General features: G+C 73.2%; 22 protein-coding genes. 15 read left to right on the forward strand and 7 right to left on the reverse strand.

Going from position 1 to position 25,481, the window contains the following annotated elements; all coding sequences use genetic code 11:
* Positions 1 to 139: 139 nt before the first annotated feature.
* The 6 genes from atpA (at position 140) to ACWCXH_RS03320 (ending at position 5,920) form a co-directional block, all read left to right on the forward strand.
* Entirely contained in the window at positions 140 to 1,714 is a 1,575-nt protein-coding gene (atpA, locus tag ACWCXH_RS03295; RefSeq protein WP_449799600.1) for a F0F1 ATP synthase subunit alpha, read from the forward strand.
* 32 nt (positions 1,715 to 1,746) lie between these two features.
* The gene (locus ACWCXH_RS03300) at positions 1,747 to 2,661 is read left to right on the forward strand and encodes a F0F1 ATP synthase subunit gamma (RefSeq protein ID WP_449799601.1); all 915 of its coding nucleotides are present in this window, start codon (positions 1,747 to 1,749) and stop codon (positions 2,659 to 2,661) included.
* Between the two features lie 2 nt (positions 2,662 to 2,663).
* Positions 2,664 to 4,109 (forward strand): F0F1 ATP synthase subunit beta, encoded by a 1,446-nt coding sequence (gene atpD, locus ACWCXH_RS03305; protein WP_449799602.1) that lies wholly within the window; start codon positions 2,664 to 2,666, stop codon positions 4,107 to 4,109.
* A gap of 184 nt (positions 4,110 to 4,293) precedes the next feature.
* A complete protein-coding gene (locus ACWCXH_RS03310; protein ID WP_270144012.1) occupies positions 4,294 to 4,677 on the forward strand; it encodes a F0F1 ATP synthase subunit epsilon in 384 nt (127 codons plus the stop codon).
* Between the two features lie 148 nt (positions 4,678 to 4,825).
* Positions 4,826 to 5,326, forward strand: a complete 501-nt coding sequence (locus tag ACWCXH_RS03315; RefSeq protein ID WP_218201846.1) for a DUF2550 domain-containing protein — start codon at positions 4,826 to 4,828, stop codon at positions 5,324 to 5,326.
* 21 nt (positions 5,327 to 5,347) lie between these two features.
* The gene (locus ACWCXH_RS03320; protein WP_449799603.1) at positions 5,348 to 5,920 is read left to right on the forward strand and encodes a cob(I)yrinic acid a,c-diamide adenosyltransferase; all 573 of its coding nucleotides are present in this window, start codon (positions 5,348 to 5,350) and stop codon (positions 5,918 to 5,920) included.
* On the opposite strand, the gene ACWCXH_RS03325 is transcribed toward ACWCXH_RS03320, so the two are convergent.
* Complete coding sequence (locus ACWCXH_RS03325; protein WP_449799604.1) at positions 5,921 to 6,520, reverse strand: hypothetical protein; 600 nt, start codon at positions 6,518 to 6,520, stop codon at positions 5,921 to 5,923. It abuts the gene before it with no gap.
* Between the two features lie 156 nt (positions 6,521 to 6,676).
* Between ACWCXH_RS03325 and ACWCXH_RS03330 the strand changes: the two genes are divergently transcribed.
* The 5 genes from ACWCXH_RS03330 to ACWCXH_RS03350 all read left to right on the forward strand — a co-directional run bounded on the left by ACWCXH_RS03330 (position 6,677) and on the right by ACWCXH_RS03350 (position 12,886).
* Positions 6,677 to 7,888, forward strand: a complete 1,212-nt coding sequence (locus ACWCXH_RS03330; RefSeq protein ID WP_449799605.1) for a sensor histidine kinase — start codon at positions 6,677 to 6,679, stop codon at positions 7,886 to 7,888.
* Positions 7,885 to 8,535: a response regulator gene (locus ACWCXH_RS03335; protein WP_449799606.1), complete on the forward strand. Its 651-nt coding sequence runs from the start codon at positions 7,885 to 7,887 to the stop codon at positions 8,533 to 8,535. The genes ACWCXH_RS03330 and ACWCXH_RS03335 overlap by 4 nt, the downstream gene beginning before the upstream one ends.
* Before the next feature lie 267 nt (positions 8,536 to 8,802).
* Positions 8,803 to 9,672 (forward strand): 3-hydroxyacyl-CoA dehydrogenase family protein, encoded by an 870-nt coding sequence (locus ACWCXH_RS03340; RefSeq protein ID WP_449799607.1) that lies wholly within the window; start codon positions 8,803 to 8,805, stop codon positions 9,670 to 9,672.
* Between the two features lie 391 nt (positions 9,673 to 10,063).
* A complete protein-coding gene (locus tag ACWCXH_RS03345; RefSeq protein WP_449799608.1) occupies positions 10,064 to 10,387 on the forward strand; it encodes an STAS domain-containing protein in 324 nt (107 codons plus the stop codon).
* A 192-nt stretch (positions 10,388 to 10,579) separates the two neighbouring features.
* A complete protein-coding gene (locus ACWCXH_RS03350; protein WP_449799609.1) occupies positions 10,580 to 12,886 on the forward strand; it encodes an ATP-binding protein in 2,307 nt (768 codons plus the stop codon).
* Between the two features lie 4 nt (positions 12,887 to 12,890).
* Here the strand turns inward: ACWCXH_RS03350 and nucS are convergent, their stop codons facing one another.
* Positions 12,891 to 13,550 (reverse strand): endonuclease NucS, encoded by a 660-nt coding sequence (nucS, locus tag ACWCXH_RS03355; protein WP_449799610.1) that lies wholly within the window; start codon positions 13,548 to 13,550, stop codon positions 12,891 to 12,893.
* Between the two features lie 483 nt (positions 13,551 to 14,033).
* Between nucS and ACWCXH_RS03360 the strand changes: the two genes are divergently transcribed.
* Positions 14,034 to 14,426: an SCO5389 family protein gene (locus ACWCXH_RS03360; protein WP_329927961.1), complete on the forward strand. Its 393-nt coding sequence runs from the start codon at positions 14,034 to 14,036 to the stop codon at positions 14,424 to 14,426.
* A gap of 86 nt (positions 14,427 to 14,512) precedes the next feature.
* Here ACWCXH_RS03360 and ACWCXH_RS03365 read toward each other — a convergent pair whose 3' ends face one another.
* Positions 14,513 to 15,688, reverse strand: coding sequence for an LLM class flavin-dependent oxidoreductase (locus tag ACWCXH_RS03365; RefSeq protein ID WP_449799667.1), 1,176 nt, complete (start codon positions 15,686 to 15,688; stop codon positions 14,513 to 14,515).
* A gap of 390 nt (positions 15,689 to 16,078) precedes the next feature.
* On the opposite strand from ACWCXH_RS03365, the gene ACWCXH_RS03370 reads away from it, so the two are divergent.
* Entirely contained in the window at positions 16,079 to 16,399 is a 321-nt protein-coding gene (locus ACWCXH_RS03370; protein WP_449799611.1) for an ATP/GTP-binding protein, read from the forward strand.
* 24 nt (positions 16,400 to 16,423) lie between these two features.
* Here the strand turns inward: ACWCXH_RS03370 and ACWCXH_RS03375 are convergent, their stop codons facing one another.
* Both ACWCXH_RS03375 and ACWCXH_RS03380 read right to left on the reverse strand, forming a co-directional pair.
* Positions 16,424 to 17,191 carry an ABC transporter permease subunit gene (locus ACWCXH_RS03375; protein ID WP_449799612.1) on the reverse strand — a complete coding sequence of 256 codons (768 nt, stop codon included), beginning with the start codon at positions 17,189 to 17,191 and terminating at the stop codon, positions 16,424 to 16,426.
* Position 17,192: 1 nt separating this feature from the next.
* Entirely contained in the window at positions 17,193 to 18,197 is a 1,005-nt protein-coding gene (locus ACWCXH_RS03380) for an ABC transporter ATP-binding protein (protein ID WP_449799613.1), read from the reverse strand.
* 92 nt (positions 18,198 to 18,289) lie between these two features.
* On the opposite strand from ACWCXH_RS03380, the gene ACWCXH_RS03385 reads away from it, so the two are divergent.
* Positions 18,290 to 19,087: an alpha/beta fold hydrolase gene (locus tag ACWCXH_RS03385; RefSeq protein ID WP_449799614.1), complete on the forward strand. Its 798-nt coding sequence runs from the start codon at positions 18,290 to 18,292 to the stop codon at positions 19,085 to 19,087.
* On the forward strand, positions 19,084 to 19,395 hold the full coding sequence (locus ACWCXH_RS03390; RefSeq protein ID WP_449799615.1) for a hypothetical protein: 312 nt from the start codon (positions 19,084 to 19,086) through the stop codon (positions 19,393 to 19,395). The genes ACWCXH_RS03385 and ACWCXH_RS03390 overlap by 4 nt, the downstream gene beginning before the upstream one ends.
* Before the next feature lie 61 nt (positions 19,396 to 19,456).
* Here the strand turns inward: ACWCXH_RS03390 and ACWCXH_RS03395 are convergent, their stop codons facing one another.
* Positions 19,457 to 20,386 carry a cellulose-binding protein gene (locus ACWCXH_RS03395; RefSeq protein WP_449799616.1) on the reverse strand — a complete coding sequence of 310 codons (930 nt, stop codon included), beginning with the start codon at positions 20,384 to 20,386 and terminating at the stop codon, positions 19,457 to 19,459.
* A gap of 107 nt (positions 20,387 to 20,493) precedes the next feature.
* Positions 20,494 to 24,987, reverse strand: a complete 4,494-nt coding sequence (locus ACWCXH_RS03400) for a hypothetical protein (protein WP_449799617.1) — start codon at positions 24,985 to 24,987, stop codon at positions 20,494 to 20,496.
* Positions 24,988 to 25,481: the final 494 nt, after the last annotated feature.

Genomic DNA, 25,481 nt, shown 5'->3' on the forward strand with positions numbered 1-25,481 from the left:
CCGACCCTCGGTCGGGAAACCGGCTCCCACCGGAGCCGGCAAATCGTACGGCCGGTTCGGCAGACCCGGCCGAGAGTCGAATACTTGCGGCCCTCAATGGCGGGCCGAGGATCGCAAACTAGGAGAGCAGGGAAGCCTGATGGCGGAGCTTACGATCCGTCCGGAGGAGATCCGGGACGCGCTGGCCGACTTTGTCCAGTCGTACCAGCCGGACGCCGCTTCTGTGGAAGAGGTCGGCACGGTCACTGACGCGGCGGACGGCATCGCGCATGTCGAGGGTCTGCCCTCGGTCATGGCCAACGAGCTGCTGAAGTTCGAGGACGGCACGCTCGGCCTCGCGCTGAACCTCGACACCCGCGAGATCGGTGTCGTCATCCTCGGTGAGTTCGGCGGCATCGAGGAGGGCCAGACCGTGCGCCGCACGGGCGAGGTCCTCTCGGTCCCGGTCGGCGACGGCTACCTCGGCCGCGTCGTGGACCCGCTGGGCAACCCGATCGACGGCCTGGGCGAGATCGCCTCCACCGGCCGCCGCGCCCTGGAGCTGCAGGCCCCCGGCGTCATGGTCCGCAAGTCGGTCCACGAGCCGATGCAGACCGGCATCAAGGCCATCGACGCGATGACCCCGATCGGCCGCGGCCAGCGCCAGCTGATCATCGGTGACCGCCAGACCGGCAAGACCGCCGTGGCGATCGACACGATCATCAACCAGCGCGACAACTGGCGCTCGGGCGACCCGAAGAAGCAGGTCCGCTGCATCTACGTCGCCGTCGGCCAGAAGGGCTCCACCATCGCGTCCGTCCGCGGCGCCCTGGAGGAGGCCGGCGCGCTGGAGTACACCACCATCGTGGCCGCTCCCGCCTCCGACCCGGCCGGCTTCAAGTACCTCGCCCCGTACACCGGTTCGGCCATCGGCCAGGAGTGGATGTACGACGGCAAGCACGTCCTGATCATCTTCGACGACCTGTCGAAGCAGGCCGAGGCCTACCGCTCCGTCTCCCTGCTGCTGCGCCGCCCGCCGGGCCGCGAGGCCTACCCGGGTGACGTCTTCTACCTGCACTCCCGCCTGCTGGAGCGCTGCGCGAAGCTCTCCGACGAGCTGGGCGCGGGCTCGATGACCGGTCTGCCGATCATCGAGACCAAGGCCAACGACGTCTCGGCGTACATCCCGACCAACGTCATCTCCATCACCGACGGCCAGTGCTTCCTGGAGTCCGACCTGTTCAACGCCGGCATCCGCCCGGCCGTGAACGTCGGCATCTCGGTCTCCCGTGTCGGTGGCTCGGCCCAGATCAAGGCCATGAAGTCGGTCGCCGGCCGTCTGCGCCTGGACCTGGCCCAGTACCGCGAGCTGGAGGCGTTCGCCGCCTTCGGTTCCGACCTGGACCCGGCCTCCAAGGCCCAGCTGGAGCGCGGTGCGCGCATGGTCGAGCTGCTGAAGCAGGGCCAGTACCAGCCGTTCCCGGTCGAGGAGCAGGTCGTCTCCATCTGGGCCGGTACCACCGGCAAGCTGGACGACGTCCCGGTCGCGGACATCCGCCGCTTCGAGCGCGAGTTCCTGGACCACCTGCGCCTGCAGCACAAGGACCTGCTGGCCGGCATCGTCGAGACCAGCAAGCTGGAGGACGGCACCATCGACGCCCTCACCAGCGCGATCGCCGCCTTCAAGCAGGGCTTCACCACCGCCGACGGCAAGCTCCTCGGCGAGCAGGCCTGAGTCCGGTAGCGAGGGAAAGGACGTAACGACCCATGGGAGCACAGCTTCGGGTCTACAAGCGCCGGATCCGCTCTGTCACCGCGACGAAGAAGATCACCAAGGCGATGGAGATGATCTCCGCGTCGCGCATCGTCAAGGCGCAGCGCGCGGTGGCCGCCTCCACTCCGTACGCCGATGAGCTCACCCGGGCGGTGACGGCGGTGGCCACCCGGTCCAACGCCAAGCACCCGCTCACCACCGAGAACCCGAGCGCCTCGCGTGCCGCCGTCCTGCTGATCACGGCGGACCGCGGCCTGGCGGGCGGTTACTCGACCAACGCCATCAAGCAGGGTCTCGCGCTCAGCGCGAAGCTCCGCGAAGAGGGCAAGGACGTGGTGACGTACATCGTCGGTCGCAAGGGCGTCTCGTACTACACCTTCCGCGACCTCGTGGTCGAGAAGTCGTGGACCGGCTTCTCCGACAAGCCGACCTACGGCGACGCGAAGGCCGTGGCGGCCGACCTGATCGAGGCCTTCACGGCCGAGACGGGCGGCGTGGACGAGCTGCACCTGATCTCGACGAAGTTCGAGTCGATGCTGACGCAGACCGCGGTGGACGCCCGGCTGCTGCCGCTGAAGCTCGACGAGGTCGAGCTCAGCGACGAGTCGAAGGCGAAGCACGAGATCTTCCCGCTGTACGACTTCGAGCCGTCGGCGGAGGGCGTCCTCGACGCGCTGCTGCCGCGGTACGTCGAGAGCCGGATCTACAACGCGCTGCTGCAGTCGGCCGCTTCCGAGCACGCCGCCCGCCGCCGTGCGATGAAGAGCGCGACGGACAACGCCGGCGAGCTCATCAAGTCGCTCACGCGGCTTGCCAACTCGGCCCGTCAGGCCGAGATCACCCAGGAAATCAGCGAGATTGTCGGTGGCGCCAACGCGCTCGCTGACGCCAGCCGCGGGAGCGAATGAGAATGACCACCACTGTTGAGCCGACCACGGCGACGGGCCGCGTCGCGCGGGTCATCGGCCCGGTCGTCGACGTGGAGTTCCCCGTCGACGCTATTCCGGACATGTTCAACGCCCTGCGCGTCGAGGTCGAGAACCCCGACGGCTCGGGCAAGAAGATCCTGACCCTCGAGGTCGCCCAGCACCTCGGCGACGGCCTGGTCCGCGGCATCTCGATGCAGCCGACCGACGGCCTGGTCCGTGGCGCGCAGGTCACCGACACCGGTGCCGCCATCTCCGTGCCGGTCGGCGACATCACCAAGGGCAAGGTGTTCAACGCCCTCGGTGAGGTCCTGAACGTCGACAAGGACGAGTTCAACTCGCAGGTCGAGGTTCGCTGGCCGATCCACCGCAAGGCCCCGAACTTCTCCGAGCTCGAGTCGAAGACCGAGATGTTCGAGACTGGCATCAAGGTCATCGACCTGCTCACCCCGTACGTCCAGGGTGGCAAGATCGGTCTGTTCGGTGGTGCCGGTGTCGGCAAGACCGTTCTGATCCAGGAGATGATCTACCGCGTCGCCGAGAACTTCGGTGGTGTGTCGGTGTTCGCCGGCGTCGGCGAGCGCACCCGTGAGGGCAACGACCTGATCCACGAGATGGTGGACTCGGGCGTTCTGGACAAGACCGCCCTGGTCTTCGGCCAGATGGACGAGCCGCCGGGCACCCGTCTGCGCGTCGCCCTGTCCGCGCTGACCATGGCGGAGTACTTCCGCGATGTGCAGAAGCAGGACGTGCTGCTCTTCATCGACAACATCTTCCGGTTCACCCAGGCCGGTTCCGAGGTGTCGACCCTGCTCGGCCGCATGCCCTCCGCGGTGGGTTACCAGCCGAACCTGGCCGACGAGATGGGCCTCCTGCAGGAGCGCATCACCTCGACCCGCGGTCACTCGATCACCTCGATGCAGGCGATCTACGTCCCCGCGGACGACCTGACCGACCCGGCCCCGGCCACCACCTTCGCCCACCTGGACGCGACCACCGTTCTGTCGCGCCCGATCTCGGAGAAGGGCATCTACCCGGCCGTCGACCCGCTGGACTCCACGTCCCGCATCCTCGACCCGCGGTACATCGCGCAGAACCACTACGACACGGCCGTCCGTATCAAGGGGATCCTGCAGAAGTACAAGGACCTGCAGGACATCATCGCGATCCTCGGTATCGACGAGCTGTCCGAGGAAGACAAGATCACGGTGCACCGCGCCCGTCGCATCGAGCGCTTCCTCTCGCAGAACACCTACGTGGCGAAGCAGTTCACCGGCGTCGACGGCTCGACCGTTCCGCTGTCGGAGACCATCGAGGCGTTCAACGCGATCGCGGACGGCAAGTACGACGCCGTCCCGGAGCAGGCCTTCTTCATGTGCGGTGGCATCGAGGACCTCGAGAAGAACGCCGCCGAGCTGGCGAAGAAGTAATCGCGGCCGGTAGCAGCTGAGTGACCGTGAGGGGTGGGCCCCAACCCTGGGACCCACCCCTCGCGTCGCATCGGCTGTGATTCCGGTCAAATCCGTGCCGCCGGTTTCATGCCGGAGGCGCGGGGCCGTTATTCTTACCGAAACTCCCGAGTAATCGGGGGTTGCATGAGCCTAGGAGCCCACGTTGGCTGAGCTGCACGTCGAGCTGGTCGCAGCCGACCGCAAGGTGTGGTCCGGTGCGGCCACCATCGTCGTCGCCCGTACGGCCTCCGGTGACACCGGCATCATGCCGGGTCACACCCCGGTGCTGAGCGTGCTGGAGACCGGCCCGGTCACCATCCGCACGGTGGACGGCGGCACCGTGATCGCCGCGGTGCACGGCGGCTTCATCTCCTTCGCCGACAACAAGCTGTCTCTGCTCGCGGAGATCGCCGAGCTGGCGGACGAGATCGACGTCGCGCGCGCCGAGCGCGCACTGGAGAAGGCCAAGGCGGACCTGGACGCGCACGCCGAGCGGCGCGCCGAGGTGCGTCTGTTCGCGGCGCGCGGCCTCAAGGCCCACGCCTGAGTGTGCCGGACCCTGGTTTAGCGGGGTCGACCGACGGTCCCGGGGACGCGCGAGCGTGACCCCGGGACTGTCGTCTCAGTTGGTAGGTCAACGCGGTCGCCTGGTACGACCGATACGGGGAACGCGGGTAGCGAGGAGGTAGGTGAGCATGGTCCTCGCCCTTGTGGTGTGCGCGGCGGTCGTGGCGCTGGGTGTGATCGGCCTGGTCGCGTTCGCGGTGCGACGCCGCCTCATCCAGCGGGTCGGCGGCACCTTCGACTGCAGCTACCGGCTCAAAATGCCCGCCGACGCCTCGACGCAGCCCGACCTCGACGAGAACGGCAAGCCCACCTCGGCCCCGGTCCCCCAGACCGACGGCAAGGGGTGGGTTTTTGGTATCGGCCGGTACAGCGGTGACTCGATCGAGTGGTTCCGGGTCTTCTCGTACGCCCCGCGCCCGCGCAAGGTGCTCCCGCGCCGGGAGATCGAGGTCCTCGGCCGGCGCTACCCGGAGGGCCAGGAGGAGCTCGCGCTGCTCTCCGGCTCGGTGGTGCTGCGCTGCCTGCACAACGGCGCCCCGCTGGAGCTCGCGATGAGCGAGGACGCGCTCACCGGCTTCCTCGCCTGGCTGGAGGCGGCACCGCCCGGCCAGAGGGTCAACGTCGCCTGACGGCCCGGCTAGTCTGGCCGCATGGTCAATCTGACGCGCATCTACACCCGTACCGGCGACGACGGCACCACCGCGCTGGGCGACATGAGCCGGACCACCAAGACCGACCCGCGACTGGTCGCGTACGCCGACGCCAACGAGGCGAACGCGGCGATCGGCGTGGCCATCGCGGCCGGGGCGCTGCCGCAGGACGTCGTCGCGGTGCTCACGCGGATCCAGAACGACCTGTTCGACGTCGGCGCGGACCTGGCCACGCCCGTCGTCGAGGCCCCGGAGTACCCGCCCCTGCGGGTCCTGCAGTCGTACATCGACCGGCTGGAGGGCGACTGCGACCACTACCTGGAGCAGCTGGAGAAGCTGCGCAGCTTCATCCTGCCCGGCGGCACGCCCGGCGCGGCCTACCTGCACCTGGCCTGCACGGTGGTGCGGCGGGCCGAGCGGGCCACCTGGGCGGCGATCGAGACGCACGGGGACACCGTCAACCCGCTGACCGCCAAGTACCTCAACCGGCTCTCCGACCTGCTCTTCATCCTGGCCCGGACGGCCAACAAGGAGCGCGGCGACGTGCTCTGGGCGCCGGGGGAGAACCGCTAGCTAGGGCAGCGGGGCCTTCTCGGGGGCGGGCCGCTCGACCGGGCGGCCGTCGACGACCGTCACGCCGGCCGGCGGCTCCTTCGGCCAGTAGGAGTAGCAGCCGGCGACGATCAGGTTGATCACGGCCGCCGCGCCCAGCCTGATGTACCACTGCGTGAACATGCCGAAGTGGGCGGAGCCCGCGGAGAGCGGGACCAGGAGGGTGATCAGGCCCAGTGTGATGACGGCCGAGACGACCGTCCGGCCAGCCACCTGCCACTCGTACCTGGTCCGCTCCGGGCCGTACTTGGGCGAGGGCAGCGGCTTGGGGCCGCCCGCGAAGCGGTGCAGGAAGTGCCGGTCGGCCCAGCGGACGAGCGAGGGGCCGTAGCCGACCGAGAAGCCCGCGTAGCTCGCGGCGAGGGCGTGTGTCCAGCTCGCGGTGGTGCCGCCGCGCAGGTCGAGCACGGTGAGCGCGTACAGCGTGAGGTCGACCACCGGGAGCCCGACCAGCAGCACGGTGCTGGTGCGGCGCCACCGCAGCAGGTAGCGGGCGAAGAGGCCGAGGCCGAGCAGGATCCACCAGGAGACCTCGGCCGCGACGATGAGGGTGACGATCACGTTGTGCTCCCGGACGGTCGGCGGTGCCACCAGACTCGCGCGGGCACGCGGTCGTGTCGTCGTCGTGCGGTGCCGTCCGCGCGTGCATCTTTCGATGTAGCCGACTCCTCCGTGGACCGGAGCGGAGCGGTCCACCGGGGGTGGTGAGATGGGGGTGTGCTCCGTCCGTCCTTTTCACCGCGCGCGCTGGACCGGCTGATCGCCCTCTGCGGGCTGCTCGGCGGTGCGGTGCTGATCGCCTTCAAGGTGTACGACCGGCCCGGCGACACCCCGCTCTGGGCGGTGGTGGCGCCGCTGCTGGTGATGGCCGCGCTGGAACTGTTCCGGCGGACCAGGCCCGTGCTGGCGGTGTCGCTGGGCGGACTCGCGTTCGCGGGCAGTGTGACGGCGGGCAGCCTGCTGGCGACGACCATCATGTACACCGACCTGCTGTACGCGGCGGTGATCTACGGCAGCCCCCGGATGTCCCGGGTCCTGCACCTGACCGGCGGGGGCACCGTGCTGGTGCTCTCCACGCTGGCGCTGGTCTACGACGGCACGCCGTCCGGGCTGCTGATCGTGGTGGTCGGTTCGCTGGTCTTCCTGGTGCCGGTGTGGACCGGGGACGTGGTGCGCAAGCACCGGCAGGAGGCGGAGACCGAGCGGCTGCGCGCCGAACAGACCGCGCTGCTCTCGGAGATGGACCGGCGCGAGGCCATCGTCGCCGAACGGGCCCGGATGGCACGGGAGTTGCACGACGTGGTGGCCAACCACCTGTCGGCGATCGCGATCCACGCGACCGGTGCGCAGTCCATCGCGCGGCGTCAGCGGCGGGTGCAGGACGACCCGCTGGTCGAGGTGCTCGCGGTGATCCGGGAGAACAGCGTCCAAGGATTGGCCGAAATGCGTCGCATGATCGGACTGCTTCGGGACAGTGGCGGGGGCGAGGTCGACGAGTCCTACGCGGCGCCCGACCTCGCCGCGGTGGACGCGCTGTTGGCGAAGGCCCGCGCGGCCGGCCGGGACGTCGGGCTGGAGTTCGAGCTCACCGAGCGCGGCGAGCGCGGCGAGGTGCCGGTGCCGGTCGGGCTGGCCGCGTACCGGATCGTGCAGGAGTCGCTGACCAACGTGCTCAAGCACGCCGGACCGGGGCTCGTGCGGCTGCGGCTGGACTTCGGACCCGGGGAACTGCGGATCGCCGTCGACAGCCCGTACCGGGACGAGGAGGGCCGCGGACTGCCCGGCGCGCGGGCCGGGCTGGTGGGCATGTCGGAGCGTGCCGGGCTGCTCGGCGGCAGCTTCGAGGCGGGGCCGCGGGACGGGAGCTGGAGCGTGCGCGCGGTGCTGCCGCGCGCCCACGGGAGCGAAGGGAACGAGGGACGCGCGTGACGATTCGGGTGCTGGTGGCCGAGGACCAGGCGGCCGTGCGGGCGGCGCTGGTGATGATCCTGCGGGCCGAGCCGGACGTCGAGGTGGTCGGGCAGGCCGCCGACGGCGAGGAGGCCGTCCGGCTGGCCCTGGAGCTGCGGCCGGACGTCGTGCTGATGGACGTGCAGATGCCGCGTCTGGACGGCGTCTCGGCGACCCGCGAGGTGGTGGCCGCCGGGGCGGCCCAGGTGCTCGTGCTGACCACCTTCGACCTGGACGAGTACGTGTACGGCGCGCTGCGGGCCGGCGCGGCCGGGTTCCTGCTCAAGGACCTGGAGGCGGACACCCTGGTCGAGGGCATCCGGACGGTGGCGCGCGGGGACGGCATGCTGGCGCCCTCGGTGACCAGGCGGCTTATCGGCACCTTCGCCCGGCCGGACCGGACGGTCGGGCCGGACACCCGGGAGGCGGTGGCCGGGCTCACCCCGCGCGAGCGGGAGGTGCTGGCGTGCATCGGCGCAGGGCTGTCGAACGGGGAGATCGCGGCCCGGCTGGCGATGGCGGAGGCGACCACGAAGACGCACGTCAGTCGGATCCTGGCGAAGCTGCGGCTGCGCAGCCGGGTGCAGGCGGCGATCCTGGCGCAGGATCTCGGGCTGATGATCTGACCATCGGGTCGCCGGGATTGGTTCACCTGATCAGGTCGGTTGCAGATCACACTCCCGATTGCTACTGCCAGGGAGGATTGGGCACTAAAGTCCCGGCGTGAACGAGCGGAGCGAGTGAACCGAAGACGGGGCGCGCTTCGCGAAGGCGACCGCCGAGCGCAAGCGAGGCGGGAGAGTTGAGCATCGCGGCTCGACGGGCGGTGACCCCTGCCCCGAGCCGCTTTCAGGGCCCGCCCGCGGGGCGGCGACGGCATCGGGAGACCCGCCATGAGCAATGCGTCCAGCAAGCAGATCGCCGTGATCGGTGCCGGCCTGATGGGCGCCGGCATCGCCCAGGTGTCCGCGCAGGCCGGCCACCCGGTGGTGCTGCGGGACGTCACCGACGAGGCGCTGCAGCGGGGCCTGGCCGGCATCCGTGCCTCGTACGAGAAGTTCGTCGCCAAGGGCCGGATGAGCGCCGAGGACGCCGAGGCCGCGCTCGGCCGGATCACCACCACCACCGACCTGGGCGCCGTCGCCGAGGCCGACATCGTGGTCGAGGCCGTGTTCGAGAAGCTGGAGGTCAAGGAGGGCGTCTTCCGCGAGCTCGACAAGCTCGCCAAGGACGGCGCCGTGCTCGCCTCCAACACCTCCGCCATCCCGATCACCCGGATCGCCGCCGCCACCCAGCGGCCGGAGTCGGTCATCGGCGTGCACTTCTTCTCGCCGGTGCCGCTGATGAAGCTGGTCGAGCTGGTCCGCGGCTACAAGACCAGCGACGAGACGCTGGCCGCCGCCCGCGCCTTCGCCGAGGGCGTCGGCAAGGACGTCGTGGTGGTCAACCGCGACGTGGCCGGCTTCGTCACCACCCGCCTGATCACCGCCCTGGTCGTCGAGGCCGCCAAGCTGTACGAGACGGGCGTCGCGACCGCCGAGGACATCGACAAGGCCTGCCGCCTCGGCTTCGGCCACCCGATGGGCCCGCTGGAGACCGCCGACCTGACCGGCGTCGACATCCTGCTGCACGCCGCGCGCAACATCTACGACGAGACCCAGGACGAGAAGTTCGCCGCCCCGGAGATCATGGCGCGCATGGTCACCGCCGGTGACCTCGGCCGCAAGAGCGGCCGCGGCTTCTACGCGCACGAGGGCAAGTAACCCACGAGGCCGCGGGGCCGGGCGGGCCGGGCGATCGGAGCATCGCGCGGCCCGTCCCGCCCGGGACGGGTGAGTTTCCTCACGCCGGGTGCCGCAGACGGGTGATTTGGGCGGTAATCGAGCGTAGGTGTGGAGAGTTCCTGCGTATATTCCCTCGGACGAGTGAAGTTGCTTCAGACCTGACCGCAACCAGCAACCTGCGGTGCTGGTTCGCCGTCAGATGAAGGGGGACCCGGCCCGCGCGTACCGCCCAGCGGCGCAGCTGCCGCGGGCTCCGGGCGAGGGGCCACGGCCCGCCCGGACGGGCACCCCGCTCCCGGGCCCGGCACGGCCGGGGCGGACCCACACCCCCCGACACCGGACCGGCCAGGCAGCGAAGGAGGAGAAGAGCATGCGCATCACCGGCGACCACACGGCGCTGGCCATCGAGGGCCGCCTCGACGTGCGCACCGCCGCCGACGCGCGGGCCCGGCTCCACCAGGCCGTCGACGGCGGCCTCGGCGACCTCGTGCTCGACCTCGCCCGCCTGGAGTTCTGGGACGCCACCGGCCTCGGCGTCATCATGGGCACCCACCGCCGGGCCGGCCGGATCGGCCGCCGGCTCGTGCTGCGCTCCGTCCCGGCCCAGCTCCAGCGCCTGCTGGTGGCCACCAAGCTGCACCGCATCCTCGCCGTGGACGGCGGCATCGCCGAGGCGCACGGGGTCGGTCTCTAGGCGCACGGCCCGTTTGCAGGCCGCGCGCGGTGGGACCGCGCTGCACGTGTGGGGCCGGATGTGCGAGAGTCTGCCCGTCAGAAGACGGCCACCGGAGCCGGGCCATGCCCGCCCTCCCCGCGTACGGCCGCGACCGAGACGTCAGCCGGCCGGCGCGGGACGCCGGCGGCCGAGCACGATGCGGAGCAGAACGTGGCACAGCCATCCGGTGAGTTCCGGCAGGAGGCCGTCCGCACCCGCGGCGGCGAGCTGGTCTCCGGCGGCCTGCTGGTGGGCGTCGGCGCGCCGGACGGCTCCGAGGCCCGCCCCTGCCCCGAGGAGTGGCGCCCCCGTCCCCGCCGGGTGCTGCGCAGCGAGCCCGCCCGCGGGCCGGTCGGCGGCGTCGAGCGGGCGGTCGGCCCGCTCGCCCTCGGTGCCGGGCCCGCCGACCTGCCGCTGCTCGACCGCGAGGCGGACATCGCCGAACTCCTCGGCCTGCTCGCCGAGGGCCGCTCGATACGCCTGGTCGGCCAGGCCGGCTCCGGCCGCAGCGCCCTGCTGTCGGCCGTCGCCGAGGCCGCCGCCGACCTCGCCCCCGGCGGCGTCGTGCAGCTCTGCGGCCACCGCCGCACCGCCGCCGACGTGCTCCAGGAGCTGTTCGCCGCCACCCACCACGCCCCCGGCTACCGCCCCGATCCGGGCCAGCTGGCCGCCCACCTCGCCGACGTCGGCGCGATCGTCGTGATCGACGGCGCCGAACCGGCCGGCGCCGAGCTGGAGGAGCTGCTCGCCGCCGCCCCCCGCTGCGCCTTCCTGATCTCCGTCGCTCCCGGCAGCCCGCCGCTGTCCGTCGGCTCCCGCCTCCAGGACCACCCCGTCGCCGGGCTCTCCCGCGCCGCCTGCCTCGCGCTCGCCGCCCGGCTGGCCGGCCGGCCCCTGGACGTCGCCGAGAAGGCCTGGGCGGTCGACCTCTGGTTCGAGTCCGAGGGCCTGCCGCTGCGCTTCGTCCAGGCCGCCGCGCTGCTGCGCCAGCGGGACGTCGCGGTGGACGCGCTGGTCGCCGCCGAGGAGGACCGGCTGGACGTCTTCGGCGCGGTCGAGGAGCCCGTCCACGATCCGGACCCGGCCGTCCGCGAGAGCGCGCTGCGCCGGACCGTCCCGCTGCCGTCCGTCGCCGAGACCGCCTCGCCCGCCGTCCGGCTCGCGGAGGGGCTGAGCGAGCCCGCGCAGGCCGTGCTGCGGCTCGCCGTGGCGCTCGGGGGCGAGTGCCCGACCGCCCCGCACCTGCCCGCGCTGATCGACGTCGGCCAGGGCGAGGGCGCGCTCGCCGAACTCGCCGACGCCGGGCTCGCGGTGTCCATCGGCGGTCACCACCGGCTGACCGCCGGCGCGCTCGAACTCCTCGCCCCGCACTGGCCGGCGCGCGGCAGCGTCGACGGCGCCGCGCAGCACTTCGCCTGGTGGGTCGGGCACAGCTCGGTGTCGCTCGCGCAGATCGCGGCCGAGGCGGAGGTGGTGATCGGCGTCCTGCTGGCCGACCGCACCGCCGGGCGGCACGAGGCGGTCGTCCGGCTGGCCCGGGCCGCCGCGCCCGCGCTGGCGCTGTCGCTGCGCTGGGGGGCCTGGGAGCGGGCGCTGCAGCTCGGCCTGGAGGCCGCCCGGCGGACCGGGGCCAAGGCCGACGAGGCGTGGTTCCACCACGAGTTGGGCGTGTACGCGATCTGCGTGCGCGAACCGTCGCAGGCGATCGCCGAGTTGGAGACGGCGCTCACCCTGCGGGCCGTCGTCGGCGAGCAGCGCGGGGTCGCGGCCGCGCGAAGGATGCTCGACCTGCTGCGGGCGGAGGGCCGCCAACTGCCGGGCGCCGAGCCCGCCGCGGCGGCGCCCGCGCGCGGGCCGGTGATCCGCAAGATCGCGGCCAGGGTGCCGTCGGGTCTGCGGTCGGGCAGGCGACGGCGGGTGGTCGTCGCGTCGGCGGCGGTGCTCACGCTCGGGGTCCTCAGCACGGCGGTGGCGATGAGCGTCACCGGGCCGGGCGAGCAGAAGGGCAACGACCCGCACAGCCGGCTCGACCAGGGGGACACCAGCCCGGGCGGGCAGGTCCCGCTGCTGCACCCCAGCACCGGCGCGTCCTCGACGGCCGCAGCGGACGCACCGGGCGGCAGCCCGGCGGCGGACGGCACCGGCCCGGGGCCCTCGGCCAGCGGCAGCGCGACGCACTCGCCGTCCGCGTCGGCGTCGGCCTCCGCCTCGAAGAAGCCGAGCCGCTCGCCCGGCGCGACCGAGTCGGACGCTCCGCAGCAGCCGCAGCCTCAGCAGCCGACTCCGGGCGACCCGCAGCCGCCCGTTCAGCAGCCGGGACCGGGGCCGCAGCAGTCGGGGACGCCGGCGCCGCATCCGAGTCCGTCGGCGAGCAGTTCGCCGACCTCTCAGGTGCCGACCCCGACGCCGTCGCAGAGCCAGTCCACGACGCCCCCGCGCCCGTCGGGCAGCCCGACCGCGACGAGCCCGACGGGCTGAGGCGTCAGAACAGCTTCAGCTTGTCGTCGTCGATGCCGCGCAGCTCGTCGTAGTCCAGGACCACGCAGCCGATGCCCCGGTCGGTGGCCAGCACGCGGGCCTGGGGCTTGATCTCCTGCGCGGCGAAGACGCCCTTGACCGGGGCCAACAGCGGGTCCCGGTTGAGGAGTTCGAGGTAGCGGGTGAGCTGCTCGACGCCGTCGATCTCGCCGCGGCGCTTGATCTCGACGGCGACCGTCGTCCCGTCGGCGTCGCGGCACAGGATGTCGACCGGGCCGATCGCGGTCGGGTACTCGCGGCGGATCAGCGCCCAGCCGGCGCCCAGCACCTCCATGCGGTCCGCCAGTAGCTCCTGGAGGTGTGCCTCGACGCCGTCCTTGATCAGGCCCGGGTCGACCCCGAGTTCGTGGGACGAGTCGTGCAACACCTCCTCCAGGGTGATGATGAGCTTCTCGCCGGCCTTGTTCTCCACCGTCCAGACCCCGTCGGCCTCCTTGAGGGCGCACGGCGGGGACATCCAGTTGAGCGGCTTGTAGGCACGGTCGTCGGCGTGGATGCTGACGCTGCCGTCGGCCTTGACCAGGATGAGCCTGGTGGCGGAGGGCAGGTGGGCGGAGAGCCGACCGGCATAGTCGACTGAGCAGCGGGCAATTACGAGACGCACGGTCGACCACGCTAGCCCACCGGGGCCAGTTGATGCGATTCCGCGATGACGGGGTGAAGGAAGCGCGAAGCCCGCGAACATGGAGGCTCGGCGGTTCCGGGGATGCCCCCCGCGGTCTGGCGCCCCTGCGCGAGGGTCGCTACCGTGTGTGACGGCATGCGTGCGGGATCGCTGTCAACGGGGATGGAGACTTCAGATGAACGCTCCGACAGGATCCGGCCATTCTGGTGCACCACGGCGTGTTTCCGGAGCAATCCGTAGGAACCACCGGCTTGGCCCGCCGTTGACTGCCACGCTGTTCCGAAGCGGTCGGTGTTCAGGACGTCACGTCCGGTGGCGCCACCGCACCTTCGCACGGTGCCGGAAACAGCCGCGTTCCGCCCTGTTCCGGACATCACGTGCGATTCACCCACCCTCACTGTGAGCTTTGGACTACGCACCACCACCCGGGCGCCGCGCGGGTGGTCCGCGAGAGGAGAATCCATGTCGCTCGACGTCTCACCGGCCCTGCTGGAGAAGGCCGAGCGGGGCGAGGTCGACGAGCGGGAATTCGTCGACTGCGTCCGCGTCTCGCTGCCGTACGCCTGGAACCTGATCAGCTCGCTGGTCGCCCAGGCGAAGGTCGACGGCACCGACTTCGCCGACAACCAGGTACCGCCGCCCAGCGAGCAGGCCCGCGGCCAGCTCCTGCGGGCGCTCGCCAGCGACGCCATCCGGGGTGCCCTGCAGCGGCACTTCGGGGTCCGGCTGGCCTTCCAGAACTGTCACCGGGTGGCGGTGTTCCTGCCGTCCGACGCCAACGAGGCGCGGTTCGACCGCTTCACCTCCGTCCGGGAGCAGTTGCTCAACCAGTCCGAGGAGCTGCGGGACTGCTGACCTCCGTGCCCGTACGGGCCGCTCCGCCTCCGGTGCGGGGGGAGGGGCGGCCGGGCGCGGTGCGGGCGGCGGATCGGGTTCGGGCCTCAGCTCAGTTGCGGGAGTACTTCCGACCCGAGCCGGGCGATGTTGTGCAGGGTGGCCTCGCGCTCGCCGCTGCCCTCGGCGAGTAGGGCGAAGCGGCGGATGCCGGTCCGCTCGGCGGTGGCCAGCAGACGGTCGGCGCACTGCTTCGGCGTGCCCACCGCGTGCAGGTCGCACAGGAGCTCGGTGTACTGGTGCGGGTCGCGCATCTTGCGCTCCCGGCCGTCCACGGTGCGGTGGGCGCCGAGCCCGTACTCGAACCAGCCCGGCATGGCGTTCAGCAGCGTGGCCCGGGCCGTCGAGGTCCGGTCGTCCACCTGGGCCACGCCGGCCGCGACGTGTCGGCGGCCGATCCGGCGCAGCTGCTCCTCGTCGCGTCCGGCGGCCAGCCAGGCGCTCCGGTACAGCTCCAGCATCCTCAGCTTGTCGTCGTCGCCGGAGTGCATGCCGAGCAGCATCGGCAGGCCGCGTTCGGCGGCGAGCCTGACCCCGGCCGGCGACGTGCACGCGACGACCACCGGCGGGCCGGCCACCGGCCGTCCGGCGGTGGTGAGTTCGTCGCCCGCGCCGTGGCTCGGGTCGGCTCCCTGGGCGCCCTCGACATCGTGGCGCTGACGCGGCAGGCGCACCCGGCCGGCGGGCTCGGCGAGGCCCAGCCAGGCGCCGAGTCCGGGCCGGCGCAGCGGCTCGGTCGCCCGCGGCACCACCGCGACCTCGGGGAAGGCGAACTGCGGTCCGTCCGCGCCGACCCGGGAGCCGCGCAGCCAGCGCAGCAGCAGGTCCAGCCGCTCCGGGAAGCCGTTCTCGAAGGCGTCCACACCGCTGCCGAACACGTCCAGGTCGATCCACGGGCCGCCGCGGCCCACTCCGAGCGTGAAGCGTCCGCCGGAGGTGAGGTGCAGCATCGCGGCCTGCTCGCCGAGCGCCACCGGGTGGGCGGTGGACAGCACGCTGACGGCGGTGCCGACGCCGATCCGGCGGGTGCGGCCGAGCAGCAGCGCGGCGAGGGTGGCGGCGTTCGGGCAGACCCCGTACGGGACGAAGTGGTGCTCGGCCAGCCAGACGCTGTCCAGGCCCGCGCGTTCGGCCTCGACGGCGGCGCGCACGGTGCGGTCCAGCGCCTCGCCGTGGCTCTGCCCGGGGAACTGCGCGGAGAGCATGAAGGCGCCGACCCGGATCGGCGCGGTGTCCGCGGGGAACGCGCCGGCCCGCTGGGCGGTGGGCAGCGGATCGCCCGCGGCGGCCGTCACCGGGGGGACGGAGGTCAGCGCAGGGCCGGGGGCGGGCGGCCGGACCCCGACGGGCCGACGGGTCTCGGCGCGGGCGCTGGTCTTGGTCATCCTTGGGCCTCCTCGGGTGCGCGCAGGGTCTGCGGGCCCCGCCTGTTCCCCTTGATGGGTATCGGATGTCATGTGCCAATGGCACGCCGAACCACGAATTTCGAGGGAGATCGGGTGGATCTCGCCGGAAACACCGAACCTGCGCGGGATGCCGTGATAGGGGCTCGCGGGGGCTGCGCCCGGCCGTAGGCTGGAGCGGTCCCGAGCCCCCGCAGAGAGGTAGTCGCCGTGTCGCCCCGCCGCAACCGGATCAAGAGCGCCGCCGACCGGGCGGACGGACCGGCCGCCCCGCTGGGCGGTTCGCTGCGCCGTACCGAGAGCTACCAGGGCGACGACTGGGTGGTCCAGACGGTGGCCGGGACGTCCGCGCGGTCCTACCGCTGCCCGGGCTGCGACCAGGAGATCCCGCCCGGGGTCGGTCACGTGGTGGCCTGGCCGATGCACGGCGCGGGGGTGGACGACCGGCGGCACTGGCACCGCGGGTGCTGGGGAGCGCGGGAGCGCCGGGCCTCGAACGTCCTGCGAGGCCGCGGCGCTCCACGGTACTGATCGCCCGGCTGGTCGGCAACTCCCTTACGCGTCGCGGTTCTTGAGCACCAGCGCACCACCGACCAGGGCGGCCAGCGTCCAGATCAGGCAGATCGCGAAACCGGCCCACGGGCCGTACGGCTGGCCGTACTGCTCGTACACCAGCAGCATCCGCGAGCCCGCGTAGTCCGGGAAGTAGTGAGCCAGCGTCCTGACCTTCGGCACCGCCGAGAGGATCGGCGAGAGCAGGAAGAAGAACGGCACCAGCACGCCCAGCGCGAGCGTCTGGTTGTGCAGCATCGCCGTGACGCCGGCCGAGAACAGGCAGAGCATCGTCAGGTACAGCGCGGCGCCGAACACCGCGCGCAGCACGTGCGGTTCGCCGAGGGTGGTGGAGTGCGAGCCGAGCAGCGACTGGCCGGTGAAGAAGGTGACGAACGCCGTCACCACCGAGACGGCCAGGGCCAGCGAGCCGAGGACGACCGCCTTGCCGGTCAGCAGGGCGCCGCGCTGCGGGACGGCGGCCAGGCTCACCCGGACCATGCCGCTGCTGTACTCGTTGCCGATGGCCAGCACGCCGAAGACGATGATGGCGAGCTCGCCGAGCATGATGCCGGAGAAGGCCGTCCCGGTGGCGTCGAACGGGCTCTGCGCGCCCCGCCGGAACTCGGTGAAGTTGTTGTTGGTCAGCAGGGACAGCAGCGCGCCGATGCCGACCGTGACGACGAAGGTCAGGGCGAGGGTCCAGACCGTCGAGCGGACGCTGCGGATCTTCGTCCACTCGGAACGCAGGACCGCCGGGAAGGACGCCATCTCAGTTCTCCTCCGGTCGGGCCGGGGCGGCCGCCCGTTCGCCGCCGGGCTGCCGGCCGGCGCCCCAGACGCCGGGGGCGCCGGCCGCGTCCCGGCCCGGTCCGTCGCCGGCGTGGTACTCCACCGAGTCGGCCGTCATCTGCATGAAGGCCTCCTCCAGCGAGGCCTGCTGAGGGCTGAGTTCGTGCAGGACGATGCCGTGGGTGGCGGCCAGCTCGCCGAGGTGGACGAGGTCGCCGTCGACCACCTCGTAGGAGCCGTCCGGCCCGGCCTCGTGGCGGATCCCGGCGTCGGCCAGGACGTGGAGCAGGCGCTCGGGGCTCGGGGTGCGCAGCCGCACGGCGGAGCGGGAGTTGCGCCGGATGAACTCGGGCATCGGCATGTCGGCGAGCAGCCGGCCCCGGCCGATGACGACGAGGTGGTCGGCGGTGACGGCCATCTCGCTCATCAGGTGCGAGGAGACGAAGACGGTGCGGCCCTCGGCGGCGAGCCGCTTCATGAGGTTGCGGATCCAGAGGATGCCCTCCGGGTCCAGGCCGTTGACCGGCTCGTCGAACATGACGATCTCCGGGTCGCCGAGGAGCGCGGAGGCGATGCCCAGGCGCTGGCCCATGCCGAGGGAGAAGCCGCGGGCCCGCTTGCGGGCGACCGGGGTGAGGCCGACCAGGGCGAGCACCTCGTCGACCCGGCGCTCGGGGATGCGGTTGCTCTGGGCGAGCCAGCGCAGGTGGTCGCGGGCGGTGCGCCCGGGGTGGACGGCCTTGGCCTCCAGCAGGGCGCCGATGTACTTGAGCGGCTCGCTGAGCTGCCCGTATCTTCTGCCGTCGATGGTGACCCGGCCCGTGGTGGGCCGGTCGAGGTCGAGGATCATGCGCATGGTGGTGGACTTGCCCGCGCCGTTGGGGCCGAGGAAGCCGGTGACGACTCCCCGGGGCACGCGGAAGCTGAGCCCGTCCACCGCAAGGGTCTTGCCGTAGCGCTTCGTCAGGTCGTGCAACTCGATCATTCGCGCTCCCTCACTCTCTGTCAGGCTAGGACAAAGCGGATAACGCAGCCCGCTGAGTGGGCCCGCCGGGCGCGCCGGAATACGGTGGCCCCATGACCCAGCTCCCCTCAGCATTGTCGGTGCGCGAGAGCGGCACCGGAACGCCCCTTTTGCTCCTGCACGCCTTCCCGCTGAACGCCGCGATGTGGTCCGCCCAACTGGACGCGCTGCCCGGACCGACCGGGGACGAAACCCGCGTGCTCGCCCCCGACCAACGGGGTTTCGGCGGCACTGCGCTGGGCACCGACGAGCCATCGCTGGACCTGGTCGCGGACGACCTCGCGCTGCTGCTGGACGCGGCCGGGATCGAGCGCGCGGTGGTCGGCGGGATCTCCATGGGCGGCTACGTGGCGCTGGCCTTCGCCCGCCGCCACCCGGACCGGCTGGCCGGGCTGCTGCTGGCCAACACCCGTGCCACGGCCGACACCGACGCCGTCCGCGCCAACCGGGAGCGCATCGCCGCCGCCGTCCTCGCCCGGAACAGCGTCCAGTTGCTGCTCGACGAGCAGGTGGCGGCCGGCCAGCTCGGGCCGGACTCGCAGCACCTGGTGGAGCGGGTGCAGGCGCTGGTCGCGGCCGCGCCGCCGGCCGCCGTCGCCTGGGCGCTGCGGGCCATGGCGGCCCGGCAGGACTCCCGCGAGGTGCTCGCCGGGGTGCGGGCGCCGACCGCGATCGTCGCGGGCGCCGAGGACGCCCTGGTGGCCGTCGAGGAGGCCGAGCTGATGGCCCGGCTGCGGCCGGACGCCGAACTGACCGTCGTCCCCGGAACGGGCCACCTGAGCGCCCTGGAGGCGCCGGAGGCGTTCAACGACGCGGTGCGCAAGCTGCTCGCCCGGGTGGCCGCCGGATGACCGAGGAGGAGGCCGGCTGGGACTTCTCGGCCCTGGAGGTGACCGGACGGATGCCCGTGACCAACCGCGGCGAGGGGCTGCTGGAGCTGACCCTGGAGCCGCTCGGCGAGGACTACTGGATGCGCCCGGGGGAGACCTTCATCGTCACCTCGTACGGCGACCACGGCCCGGGCCACCCGTTCGAGGTGCAGTACTGGCCGGACTCGGTCTCGGTCTGGTGCACGTCGTGGTTCGGCACCGTCTCGGACGACGAGGGCAACCAGCTCAGCAGCGGCCACCAGCGGCCGGACGGGGCCTACCCGAGATGATGAGGCGTTGAACGACGTCAGGCCCTCACCCGCGCGGGTGAGGGCCTGACGTGGTGCTGCGTCAGCGGACCTGCTGGGCGGGCACGCCGATGGTGTCGTCGTTCGGCAGCGAGGCGGCGGCCACGGCCGCGCCGGTCAGCGTCGCCAGCATCTCGCGGACGTTGGTCAGCTGGGCGTTGATGCTGTCGCGGCGGTTGGTGAGCGCCGCCAGCTCGCGCTCGGATTCGCTGCGGATGCGGTCCGCCTTGGCGTTCGCGTCGGCCACGATGTCCTCGGACTGGCGCTGGGCCGTCTCGACGGTCTGGCGGGCGCGGCGCTCGGCGTCGGTGCGCAGCTTCTCGGCCTCCAGGCGCAGCTGCTCGGCGCGGTGCTCGATCTCGGCGAGGCGCTTCTCGGCCTTGGCCTGACGGGCGGCCAGGTCGCGCTCGGACTGCTCGCGGCGCTTGGCCAGGTTGGTCTCGAACTCCAGCGCGGCCTGGGCGGCCTTGGTGCGGGTCTCCTCGAAGAGGGCGTCCGCCTCCTCGCGCTTGTTCTGGGCGTCCTTGTTGGCCTCGGCGCGCAGCTGGGCGGCGTCGCTCTTGGCCTTGTCGACGATCCGCATGCCCTCGTCCTCCGCCTTGGCCTTGCGGTCCTTGGCGTAGTTCTCGGCCTCGGTGCGGACCTGCTGGGCGGCGGCCTCGGCGAGCTCGCGGTGCTGCTCGGCGGCGCGGTGCGCCTCGTCGCGCAGGTCCTTGGCCTCCTCCTCGGCAAGGCGCAGGATCTTCTCGACCCGGGCGCCGAGACCGGCGTACGAGGGCTCCTGTTCGGCGACCGCCGCCTGGGCGGTCTGGGTCTCCAGGTGGAGCTCCTCGATGCGCTTCTCCAGCGCGCTGATCCGGGTCAGGGCACTGTCACGGTCGGCCACCAGCTTGGTGATCCGCTCGTCGACCTGGGCACGCTCGTACCCACGGCGCACCAGGTCGAAGCCGTGAGGGGAGTGACTGTCGCTCATGGGGTTCTGGGCTTCCTGTCGTCAAACCGCTGAGGTGGTTGAGGGAATCCTGACACGGTACCGGAGTGTCGACGGCGAAATGCCGTTGTCTCGCGGACAATGTCCGCTCAATCGGGTGGTGCGTTCTTGGAGCGATTGCCACCCGATCGGGGGGCGCCAACTCCGGCACCGGCCTTGGCACCCCCGTCCTTCTTGGTACTTCCCCCGTTGGTCTGGGCGACCGGTGACGGTGCCTCGAACGCCTCCAGCGCGGACAGGACGTCCTGGACCCTGGAGATCTCGGTGTTGATGTCCTTGCGACGGCGGACCAGTTCGTCGAGCTCGCGCCGGCCCTCGGCGGTGACCCGCTCCGCCTCGGTGCGCGCCTCCTCGAGCAGACGCTCGGCCTCGGCCTTGGCCAGCTCGACCTGCTCGTCCGCGGCGCGGTCGGCGGTCTGCAGCCGCGTCTGCGCCTCCGCGGACGCCTTCTCCAGCCGCTCCTCGGCCTCGTCCTGGGCCGACTGCAGCTTGGCCTCGGCCTTGGCGATGAGCGTCTCGGCCCGGTCGGTGGAGTTGGCGAGCTTGGTCTCCGCCTCCTTGAGCAGGCTCTCGGCCTTGCGGACGGCCGACAGCCGGACCTTGCTCGCCTCGGCGGACGCCTCCGAGGTGAGCTCGTTCGCGCGCTCCTCGGCGGCGGCGACCAGGGCCGCCGCGCGCTCCTCGGCCTCGGCGACGGTGGCGACCGCCTGCTCCTCGGCCTCGGTGAGCTGCTCCTGGGCGGCCGTCACCAGGGCGTCGACGCGCTCGCCAGCCGACTTCATGGCCGCCGCGTTCTCCTTGCGGGCGCGCTCGTGCAGCGCCTCGACCTCGGCGTCGGTGCGCTCGCGCAGTTCCTCGGCGCGCTCGCGGATCGCGGTGGCGTCCCGGCGGGCCTCGGCGAGCAGCAGGTCGGCGTCGGCGCGGCCCTTCTCCACCTCGGCCTGGCCGGCCGCCTCGCCGACGGCGACCAGCCGGTCGGCCTCCTTGCGGGCGGCGGCGACCATCGCGTCGGCCTGCTCCTCGGCGGCGGCGGTGGTGGCCAGCGCGGTGGTCTGGGCGTCCTCGCCGAGCGACTCGGCGTCCGCGAAGGCCTTCTCCAGAACGGACTTGGCCCGGTCGCGGGTGGCCTTGTCGAACTGCTCGGCGGCCTCCCGGGTCTCCGCGTCGTAGGCGTCGGCGCGGGAGCGCGTGGCGGAGTCGTACTCGTCGGCCAGGGTGCGGGTGGCGAGCGCGTACTCCTCGGCCTCGGCGCGCAGCGCGGCGGCCAGCTCCTCGGCGTCGGCGACCAGGCCGGCCGCGTGCTCCTCGGCGGCGGCGACGGTCCGGGTGGCCTGCGCCTCGGCGTCGGCGCGCAGCTGGTCGGCGGCCTCCTGGGCGGTGCGCAGCTCGGTGTCGGCCTCGGTGCGCAGCTGCTCGTCGTAGGCCTGGGCCTCGGCGCGCTGCCGGGCGAGCTCGGCCCCGGTGGCCTCGCGCTCGGCGGCGAGCTCCAGCTCGGTCTGCTCGCGCAGGGCGGCCGTCTCGGCGGCGGTGCGGGCGCGCAGGTCGGCGGTCTCGCGGTCGGCGAGTTCGCGCTGCTCGGTGGTCTCCCGCTCGGCGTCGGCACGCAGGTCGGCGGCGGCCTGAGCGGCCTGCTCGCGGACCTCGGCGGCCTCGCGCTCGGCGTCGGCGCGCAGGTCGGCGATCTGCTGGGAGGCGGCCTCGTGCAGACCGGCCACCGACTGGCGGACCTCGGCGGCCTCGTCCTCGGCGGCCTCGACCAGGGCGGCGCCCTCGGCCCTGGCGGCGTCCCTCAGCTCGTCGGCGTCGACGCGGGCCTGCTCCAGGACGGCACCGGCCTCGGCGCGGATGGTGTCGGCGGTGGCGCGGGCCTCGGACAGCTCGCGGCCGGCCTCGGCACGGACCGTCTCGGCCTGCTCGGCGGCCAGCGCCAGCTCGGCGGCGGCCTTCTCGCGCATCTCCTTGGCGGCCTCGGCGGCCTCGGCCTTGCGCTGCTCGGCGGAGACGCGGGCGGACTCCAGCAGCTCCTCGGCGTCGGCGCGCTGGGCGGCCGTCTCGGCGGCGGTGCGTTCGGCCAGTTCGGTGGCGGCCTGGTCGGCGTCGGTGCGGACGCGCTCGGCGTAGGCCTCGGCGGCTTCCCGGACGGCGGCCGTCTCGGCTGCCGTGCGCTCGGTGAGGTCGCCCGCGGTCTGCTCGGCCTCGGTGCGGACGCGGTCGGCGTAGGCCTCGGCGGCCTCGCGGGCGGCGGCCGTCTCGGCTGCCGTGCGCTTCGTCAGCTCCTCGGCGCCCTGCTCGGCCTGCTCGCGCGCGGCCCGGGCGGCGGCCAGCTGCTCCGCGGTCTCCTCGCGCTCGCGCTGCAGCCCGTCGGCGGCCTCCTCGCGCTCGCGCCGGCTCTCCTCGCGCAGCGCCGTGGCGACCGCCTCGGCCTCGCCCCGGGTGCGGGCGGCCTCGGTGTCGGCCTCGGCGCGCACCCGCTCGGCGTCGGCCACCGCGGCGTCCCGGACGGCCGTCGCCTCGGCCTGCGCGTCGGCCCGCAGGGCGTCCGCGGCGGAGCTCGCCTCGGCGCGCACCCGCTGGTCGAACTCGGCGGCGTCGCGCCGGAGTTCGGCGGTCTCGCGCTCGGCCGCGGTGCGGTTCTCGGCGGCCGCGGCGCGGGCGGCGGCGAGTGCGTCCTGGCCCTGCTGCTCGGCCGCGGCGGTGATCTTCTCGGCCTCGGCGCGGGCCCGGGACAGGGTCTGCTCGGCCCGGCCCTGGGTCTCGGCGGCCTGCTCCTGAGCCTGCTCGCGCAGCCGCTCGATCTCCCCGGCGGCGCCGGCGCGCAGCTCGTCCGCGTCGGCCTTGGCCCTGGTGAGCAGCTCCTCGGCGTTCTTCGCCGACTCCTCGATCTGCAGCACGGCCTGGCGGCGGGCCTCGCCGCGGACCCGGTCCGCCTCGGCGGCGGCCTGGGCGCGCAGTTCCTCGGCCTCGGCACGCAGCCGGGCCGCCTCGTCCTGCATCCGCTCGATCCGCTCGCGGATCGCGGCGGCGTCGTCCAGGGCGGCGTTCTGCGCCTGCTCGACGGCGGCCTGGGCCTGCTCGCGCAGGCGCTGCGCCTCGGCGGCGGCCTCGGCGCGGATCCGCTCGGCCTCGGCCGCGGCCTCGCCGCGGGCGGTCTCGGCGTCCTGGTTGGCCCGGCCGAGCACCTCCTCGGCGGTCTTGGCGGCCTTGGCGAGGTGGACGGTGGCGTCCTTGGCGCCCGCCGCCCGGCCCTCCTCCTCGGCCTCGCTGCGCAGGCGCTGGGCCTCGGCCTCGGCCTGCGCCCGCAGGTCGGCGAGGTCGCGCTCGGCCTGGGCGCGCAGTTCGGCGATCGCCGCCTCGGCCTCGGCCTTCAGTTCGGCGGCGACGGACTCGGCGGTGGCCCGCAGCCGCTCGCTCTCCTCGGCCGCGGCGGCCTTGGCGGCGTCCGCCTCGGCCTGCCTGGTGGCGGCCGCGGACCGCATCGCCTCGGCCTCGGCACGGATGGCCTCGGACTCCTTGGTGGCGTTGGCGACCAGCCGGGCGATCTCGGCCCGGGCGGTCTGCGAGCGCTGTTCGTTGGCGGCGTCGCCGTCGGCGACCCGGCGCTCGACGGCGGCCTCGGCGTCGGCCTGGAGCTGCTCGGCGGCCCGCTCGGCCTGGTCGCGCAGTTCGGCGGCCTCCCGGCGGGTGCGCTCGGCCTCGGCGATCGCCTCGGCGCGCAGCCGCTCTATCTCCGCCTGGGCGTGCGTGAGCTGCTGCTCGGCGCGGGCCTGCTCGGCGGCGGCCTGCTCCTTGAGCCGGCCGATCTCGTTCTGCGCGGCGGCGAGCTGCTGCTCGGCGGCCGCGTGGGCGGCGGCCAGCTGCTGCTGGGCCTCGCCGCGGGCGGCGTCGACGTCGGCGGCGGCCTGGGCGCCGGCCTGCTGGGCCTGCTCGGAGGCGGCGCGCAGGAGGCGCTCGGCGTCGTTCTGGGCCTTCTGCAGGGCCGCCTCGGCGGCGGCCTGGGCCTCGCCGCGGGCGGCGTCGACGTCGGCGGCGGTCCGGGCGCGGGCCTGGTCGGCCAGGGCGACGGCCTCGGCGCGGGCGGCGGCCATCATCCGCTCGGCCTCGGCGCGGGCGTCCTGGAGCAGGCGCTGGGCCTCCTGCTCGCTGCCGGTCCGGGTCTGCTCGGCCCAGCCGTTCAGGTGCTGCTCGGCATTGCGGCGCAGCTCGGCGAGCTCGTCCTCCAGCTGGCGGCGGCGGGCGGTGAGCTCGGCCTCCAGCCGGGCGGTGCGCTCGGCGGCCTCGGCCATGATCCGCTGGGTCGCGGCCTGGGAGTCGCGCAGCTGGCGCTCGGCGTCCGCGCGCATCTGCTGGGCCTGCATCTCGGCGGTGCGGAGCATCTGCTCGGCCTGGCCGGAAACGGCGTCGAAGGCGCGCGGCTGGGCGAGCATGCGACGGGATTCGTGCAGCTTGGCCCGGAGCACCTCCACCTGGTAGGCGAGGTCCTCGGCATGCTCGACTGCCTTGTCCCGCTCCTTTCGAGTCCGACCCATCTCGGCCTCGAACTGGGAGAGGTGATCGTCAACCTCGTAGCGGTCGTTGCCCCGCACTCCGCGGTCCCATCCATCTCCTGGTCGCGTCCTCGACCCGGCCGGTTCCGGGCTCCCCTTGTCCGGGTGCCGGTCCGACTGGCTCCTTGCATCCGCGGCCGGTGGAGCCCCCACGTCAAGCCGGGGCCGCCCGCCGCGGTCGTCGGAGCCCTGGGCACGGGAGCGCGGCGGTGCCGCGTTCCCCCGTCCGGGTGGACTCCTGGGCGAACTCTTGCCTTGTGGAGAATGGTGACAGATCCGACTTGCGACTGTTCAGCCGTGCCCGCGTAGTGGACTCCCCTGCGACGGGCCGCCGCCGGAGGGCGGACAGGCCTGTCATCGGCCGTGCCCGTCGCCTCCGTCCCCCGGAGTCTTCGCGCACCTGGGCATTGTAGTGGGAGCGTACTGCGGGGGAATGGCCGCGTGGGGGTTTTCCGGGCACCGGGTGAGGTTACTGACGGGTCGGCGGGCCGGGCGGAGCGGGAGAGGGGCCGGGTGCCGCCCCGGGCGAGCGG

The organism is Kitasatospora sp. NPDC001660 (assembly GCF_053596725.1).